The sequence below is a fragment of the Clostridium sp. HV4-5-A1G genome, from assembly GCF_900184915.1.
GTDB lineage: Bacteria > Bacillota > Clostridia > Clostridiales > Clostridiaceae > Clostridium_B > Clostridium_B aromativorans.
Map to the genome: position 1 here is coordinate 1 of NZ_FXYI02000199.1, position 6,119 is coordinate 6,119.

The 6,119-nt window shown below is 33.7% G+C and carries 7 protein-coding genes; 1 reads left to right on the forward strand and 6 read right to left on the reverse strand.

Features of this window, described 5'->3' with window-relative positions; all coding sequences use genetic code 11:
* The first annotated feature begins 51 nt into the window (after window positions 1-51).
* The gene (locus J5G60_RS15890) at window positions 52-387 is read left to right on the forward strand and encodes a hypothetical protein (protein ID WP_150358848.1); all 336 of its coding nucleotides are present in this window, start codon (window positions 52-54) and stop codon (window positions 385-387) included.
* 1 nt (window position 388) lies between these two features.
* Here J5G60_RS15890 and J5G60_RS15895 read toward each other — a convergent pair whose 3' ends face one another.
* The 6 genes from J5G60_RS15895 to J5G60_RS15920 all read right to left on the reverse strand — a co-directional run bounded on the left by J5G60_RS15895 (window position 389) and on the right by J5G60_RS15920 (window position 5,830).
* Window positions 389-817, reverse strand: coding sequence for a Fur family transcriptional regulator (locus J5G60_RS15895; protein WP_150358849.1), 429 nt, complete (start codon window positions 815-817; stop codon window positions 389-391).
* Between the two features lie 20 nt (window positions 818-837).
* Window positions 838-1,389 (reverse strand): manganese efflux pump MntP, encoded by a 552-nt coding sequence (locus J5G60_RS15900; RefSeq protein WP_150358850.1) that lies wholly within the window; start codon window positions 1,387-1,389, stop codon window positions 838-840.
* Between the two features lie 93 nt (window positions 1,390-1,482).
* Complete coding sequence (locus J5G60_RS15905; RefSeq protein ID WP_150358851.1) at window positions 1,483-2,199, reverse strand: M48 family metallopeptidase; 717 nt, start codon at window positions 2,197-2,199, stop codon at window positions 1,483-1,485.
* A gap of 202 nt (window positions 2,200-2,401) precedes the next feature.
* Window positions 2,402-3,316: a branched-chain amino acid transaminase gene (locus tag J5G60_RS15910; protein ID WP_150358852.1), complete on the reverse strand. Its 915-nt coding sequence runs from the start codon at window positions 3,314-3,316 to the stop codon at window positions 2,402-2,404.
* 136 nt (window positions 3,317-3,452) lie between these two features.
* Window positions 3,453-4,493, reverse strand: a complete 1,041-nt coding sequence (gene ltaE, locus J5G60_RS15915; protein WP_150358853.1) for a low-specificity L-threonine aldolase — start codon at window positions 4,491-4,493, stop codon at window positions 3,453-3,455.
* Between the two features lie 80 nt (window positions 4,494-4,573).
* Window positions 4,574-5,830, reverse strand: coding sequence for a glutamate-5-semialdehyde dehydrogenase (locus tag J5G60_RS15920; RefSeq protein ID WP_150358854.1), 1,257 nt, complete (start codon window positions 5,828-5,830; stop codon window positions 4,574-4,576).
* Between the last annotated feature and the right edge of the window lie 289 nt (window positions 5,831-6,119).

Here is a 6,119-nt window from a genome sequence, read left to right on the forward strand (position 1 = left end):
TTTTAGATATTATAATATTGAAAATATTTTTTCCATTATATGGAGGTAAATATGAAAAAATTTTTATTTTTAACTATGCTAATTATTATAAGTCTTGTAATAACAAAAAATATATACACGTCAATTAATTGTAGAAATATTGATTATGCAGTTACGCACTACTTTACAACGGGAATTTTTAATAAATATAAGATATACGATATGCAAGATATGACTACCTCATTTTCCAACGGTGCAGTTGCATTCATTAAAGTTGAGGGAATCTCAAGTGAATCCCCTCATAGAAGAGTAGGATATACTGTATTTTTGGAAAAAAACAACAGGGGTATATGGAAAGTAAAAAAGGTATATCCTGCCCAAGTAACTCTTAAGCAAAGTGATTTTTAATTTATACTTTTTTTATTTTCTTTCTGCAATCTCTGCATATACCTTTTATCTTAAAATCAAGCTTTTCCTCTTCAAATACAAAGCCTGTTTTACTCTTTATTATTTCCTCTACCTGTTGCATGGGACAATCTATTTCTATTTGCTTATGACATATTTTACATTGTAATATATGCTTATGTTTTTCTCTTATTATTGAATAACTGTATTCCCCTTGACCTAAATCAATTTTTCTTACAATCTTTTTTATTTCAAATAGCTCTAAAGATCTGTAAATTGTAGATAAATCCACATTTACGTTTTTTTCCTTGCACTTTTTAAATATACTTTCCGCATTTATTGCCTCCTCACTTTTACATAATATATCCATGATATTCAATCTTGCCTTTGTAACTTTTATGTTATATTTTCTCAAACATTTTTCTACATCCATGAATTCACCCCAAGTTTCTCTTAAAAAAACATCATTTTAATACCAAATATAATAAGTATTATACCACCTATATAATCTGCATACTTGCTTATAATATGTATTTTCCGAAGATACCCTGAAATCAGAAAGGCAATCAAAGATATTAAAAATGTAGTTACACCTATAAATAAAGTACTATACAGCAAATTCAAATTACTCTCTATATTATTCAAAGTGGTAAATCCAATTATCAAAGCATCGATGCTCACTGAAATTCCAAATACCATAACCATTCCCGGTTTAAAAAATAGAGATTCCTTTTTATTTTTCAAACCATCTCTCAGCATTAATACTCCTGTTATCAATACCAATGCCCCTCCTATAACCTCTGGCACGGAAACAATATATCTATTGAATAGAAATCCTGCATATGCTCCAGATATTGCAAAAAAAAATTGGAAAAATCCAAAAGAACCTATAAATTGAATTTTAATCTTTCTACTTATTGCTTTATTTAATCCTATACAAAGTGAAACACCAAAAGCATCTAGAGAAAGTGCCAGTGCAATCAAGAGTAGTGAATAAAACTCCATATCAGTTTTCCTCTCACATTACTTTTCTCGTATAAATATTATTTTACTTCATATTTCTTTTGATGTCTACACTATAATAGTGTATCTAGGATTTTAAGGGAATCTAAGCATATATCCATTATTTTTAAGCCAATTCCTTTTATCCAAATATTGAGGTATTATGGAGCCAACCATCCTCCAATATCCTCCGGAGTGATCCATATACACTAGATGACAGAGTTCATGCACAACTATATAATCTATTACATCCAAAGGTGCCATCAGAAGCTTGTAATTAAAACTTAGATTCCCTTTGGAAGAACAGCTTCCCCACCTGGTTTTCTGGCATCTTACTGTTATTTTATTGGGATGTACATTTATCTTTTTAGCATAAAATCTCACTTTTTCAGCAAAAATTATTTTGGATTTCTCTTTATAAAATTTACGGATGCTTTTGTTTATAGCCTCCTGATTTTTTATTAATAAACTATTGCCATAGATAATAATTTTGTCATTCAAAACTTCCACATGACATTCTTTTATATCTGACTCGCATTTTTTTACTTCTAGAAGTTTCCCCAGCCAAAGCATATTTTCCCCCTGTGAAATACCCATGGACTTCATATACTCAATCTTGTCTTTTATGATATTTTTACTTTTATATATCCAGTCCATTTTGCTTTTAACTATCTTTTCTACAGAGTCATAATTTATATCCCATGGAGCTATTACAATTATATCCCCCTTTTCATCTATACTTATACTTACATTCTTTCTGTTTTTCCTGATCACTCTGTATCTAAGTGATGAAATTTTATGAGTAGTTTCCATATTCCCACCTTCTCACAGCAAATTTATTCTATTTCCTTTTTTAGATATTAATATTTCTTATACCTTCAATTTAAAATAAAGCAAATGGCAATTCACCACTATAACTTTATGATAAATTGCCATTGATATTAAATAAGTTTCGTTATCTATTCACCACTAACTGATCACTTTGACCGGTCTTTTCAAATTTGCATTTATATAATTAATAAACTGGTGTACAATATTTCGCATACTTAGGATTTTTCCCAGTAGTAAGTCCAAAGAAAAGCTCCTTGATTTTTTTATAAACCTCTCCTTGTTTACCCGTACCTATAATTCTATTATCCACCTTTACTATTGGGGTAACTTCCATAGCAGTTCCACTAAAGAATATTTCATCTGATGCATAGAGTTCTGTCCTAGCAATGCTTCTTTCTACTACCTCAATTCCAAGTTCCTCTCTGCCAAGCCTCATGACAAGATCCCTGGTTATACCTTCTAGTATATTGTCAGAAGGCGGCGGTGTAATCAACTGCCCTTTTTTAACAATAAAAATATTTTCTCCAGGTCCTTCGCAAACATGTCCACTTACAGTCAAGAACAGTGCTTCATCATATCCACTTTGATTTGCTTCTAAAGATGCCAAAGCGGAATTCAGATAAGCTGCAGTTGGCTTAGTCCTTGGAGGAAGCATGGTATCTTCCAGTCTTCTCCAAGAAGATATACAGACGCTTAGCTCCTCTTTGCCTGCAAATTTGCCCATGGGTTGACAATATATAAGGAACTTAGGTTCCGCATCCGAAAGGGTTGGATTTATGTTTGTCCCTCCGTCAAATACGACAGGCCTTATGTAAGTAGTCTGTTTAAATTGATTTTTCTTCAACAAATCCACTGTAATTTTACATAACTCATCTACACTATAAGGAATATTTAAATTAAAAGTCTTTGCAGATTGAAGTAATCTAACATAATGGTCTTTCAGCCTGAATCCATAAAGTTGTTTTTCATCCTCATCCCAGTAGGCTCTTATACCCTCAAAGCATCCTAATCCATAGTTAAATGCCTTTGATCTTATGCTTATAGTTACCTCACTTTCATCTACAATTTTTCCATCATAAAATACATATGATTTTGACATTAAAAAAGCCCTCCTTTTAAAATCATCTAAAAGCAAGTTGTCCAAAATCGCAACAATTACTTTTATGTGCCCCAAAAATTTAAAATATTTACTATTAAATATACAGCTATAAAAAAAATAAGTCAATACAAATAATTTAGTTACAATTTTTACGAAGTATTTCCTTAAAAGTGTTTACAATATAAGGTATGTCCTGCTTTTTCACCCAATAATTGGTTACAAACCTCATCTTTCCGCCTTCTTCTGGATTTATTTTAATTCCCTTTTTATAAAATTCCTCTACTAACTTGGCACTGTCATAACCAGTTTCTGACATATCAAAAAAAACCATATTTATTTGAATGTCTTTCATATTCACTTTTATTCCAGGTATTTTGGACAGCTCCTCTCCAAGGAAAATGGCATTTTCACGATCTTCGCCCAGCCTGCCCACCATATCCTTCAGTGCCACAAGTCCTGCTGCTGCCAGAAAACCTGCCTGCCTTAATCCACCACCCATAAGTTTTCTACATTTTCTAGCTTTCTCAATGAAACTTCTGGAACCTGCCAGCATAGAACCTACAGGAGCACACAATCCTTTGGACAGACAAAACATTACAGAATCACAATACTTCGTTATCTCCCTGGCATCAACTCCCAAATAGGAAGCTGCATTAAATACTCTGGCACCGTCAAGGTGAACTGGTATGTTATATTCTCTGGCAGCATTATAAATTTCAGACATGTTTTTCAAGGAAAGTACTCTCCCATTGGAATAAGCATTTTCCATACATATAAGTCCTGTTTCTGGATAATGTATATTTTTTTCAGTTCTTATTGTCCTTCTTACTTCTACAGGATCCATTTCCCCCGCATTAGTTCTAAGTGTTCTCAGCTGAACTCCTGCTATAACCGATGCAGCACCTACTTCATGAACTACAATATGGCAATCATCTCCCAGTATTACTTCAGAACCTCTCTTACAGTGTGTAAACAAGGAGAGCTGATTTCCAAAAGTACCACTTGGCACAAACAATGCCGCTTCTTTACCTACAAGTTTAGGTGCATATTCCTCCAATTCTCTCATTGTCGGATCATCTCCGTACACATCGTCTCCAACTCTGGCATTATACATGGCATCTCTCATAGCTTGGGTAGGCTCAGTTGCAGTGTCACTTCTCAATTCTATAAACCTCATATAAAACACTCCTCTTTTTTTTATATACTAGTTTAATTATAAACTCACAAGCTGCAGAACACCATATTATCAAGGCAATATTATTTTCGTATTTGGCCTTTCCCATATACCATATACTTAGTAGTTGTCAATTCATTTAATCCCATAGGCCCCCTGGCATGAAGCTTTTGAGTACTTATTCCTATTTCCGCACCAAACCCAAATTCCCCGCCGTCCGTAAACCTGGTAGAGGCATTTACATATACAGCAGCTGCATCAACTTCCCTTAAAAATTTCTGGGAAGAAGTATAATTATTAGTTATTATGGCCTCAGAATGTTTTGTACCATATTTATAAATGTGATCTATAGCTTCATCCACAGAATCAACCACCTTTACAGCCAAAATCAAATCTAAGAATTCCTCTTCATAATCTTCCTCGGTAGCCAATTTTATATTTGGTATCAATTTTTGCGTTCTTCTGCATCCTCTTATTTCAACATTTAACCTTCTTAAGGTATCTCCCAGGTGAGGTAAAAATTTTTCAGCTGCATCCTTATGAACAAGTAATGTTTCCATTGCATTGCAAACTGCCGGCCTTTGTGTCTTGGCATTTACAACTATTTTCTCTGCCATATCCAAATCTGCATCAGCATCCACATATACATGACAATTTCCAGCCCCTGTCTTAATTACAGGCACAGTGGAGTTTTCTGCCACAGAATTTATAAGTCCCTTGCCTCCCCTCGGTATTAAAACATCTATATATCTATTGAGTTTCATCATAATCTCTACTGCTTTTCTCTCAGTAATATCAATAAATTCCATAGATCCTTCCGGAAAACCTGCATCAACAGCTGCTCTATTTATAATATTATATATAGCTGAATTTGAATTAATGGCCTCTTTTCCTCCTCTTAGGATAACTGAATTCCCGCTTTTAAGGCACAACGCCGAAGCATCCACTGTCACATTTGGCCTGGCTTCATATATTATCCCTATTGTTCCCAAAGGCACTCTCACTTTTTCAATACGCAGATCATTAGGTCTTTTCCACATCTTTACGCCCTCACCTATGGGATCAGGAAGGGAAGCTACTTTTTCAAGGCCCTCTGCCATAGAATTTATTCTCTTTTCATCTAAAGACAATCTATCGATAAAGGCATTGTTTTTTCCGCTTTTTTTGGCATTCTCCAAATCCAATTTATTGGCCTCTAAAATATCATCTTTATTTTTTTTAACCTGCTTCGCCATGGAAAACAGTGCTCTATTTTTATCTTCAGTACCCATATTTGATAAGATTCTCGCTGCTGTACTTGCCCTTTTAGCCTTCTCTACAACATAATCATCTATATTCATAATTTTATTTTACAATCCTCCCTCTTTAATTCTGTACAACGTGCATAAAACCAATTAAATTTGATCCCGTCAAACCTCCTACTCTTCAAGTAGAAAAAAATATTTATGAATTAATTTATCCATAATTGTATCAGTAAATCATTATACGGTCAATGTATTTCTACCTTCAAAAAATATAGGAGTAAGTATATATAATCTGTATCTTATAAACATATGACGCTGACGACGAAGCTAGAAGTGTAGATCTCGGTGGTCGCCGTATCATTAAAAAAAAAATTAGGGGGGGGGG